The sequence below is a fragment of the Zavarzinella formosa DSM 19928 genome (assembly GCF_000255705.1).
GTDB lineage: Bacteria > Planctomycetota > Planctomycetia > Gemmatales > Gemmataceae > Zavarzinella > Zavarzinella formosa.
Window position 1 is genome coordinate 123,917 of the sequence record NZ_JH636439.1, and the last position, 365, is coordinate 124,281.

The 365-nt window shown below is 69.0% G+C and carries 1 protein-coding gene; it reads left to right on the forward strand.

Translation table 11 applies throughout. The features are described 5' to 3' along the window. Positions 1-365: sigma-54 factor interaction domain-containing protein (locus BGIM_RS66900; RefSeq protein ID WP_238537505.1), on the forward strand; the 365-nt coding region annotated here is incomplete at both ends.

Consider the following 365-nt stretch of genomic DNA (forward strand, 5'->3'; position numbering starts at 1 on the left):
TGGCGCTGGGCGAAAGCGGCACGGGGAAAGAACTGGTGGCCGTCGCCGTCCACCGCAACTCCGGCCGGGCGGCCGGGCCGTTCGTGAAGGTAAATTGCGCGGCCCTCAGCCCGGCGTTGATGGAGAGCGAATTGTTCGGGCATGAACGCGGCGCGTTCACCGGGGCGTTCGCCCGCCGAAGGGGCCGGTTCGAGCAGGCCGACGGCGGCACCCTCTTCCTCGACGAAGTCGGCGAACTCGGAATCGACCTCCAGGCGAAACTCTTGCGGGTTTTGCAGACCGGCGCCTTCGAGCGGGTCGGGGGCGAGGAAACACTGACCGTCCGCGTGCGCGTGGTGGCCGCCACCAACCGGGACTTGAAGGCG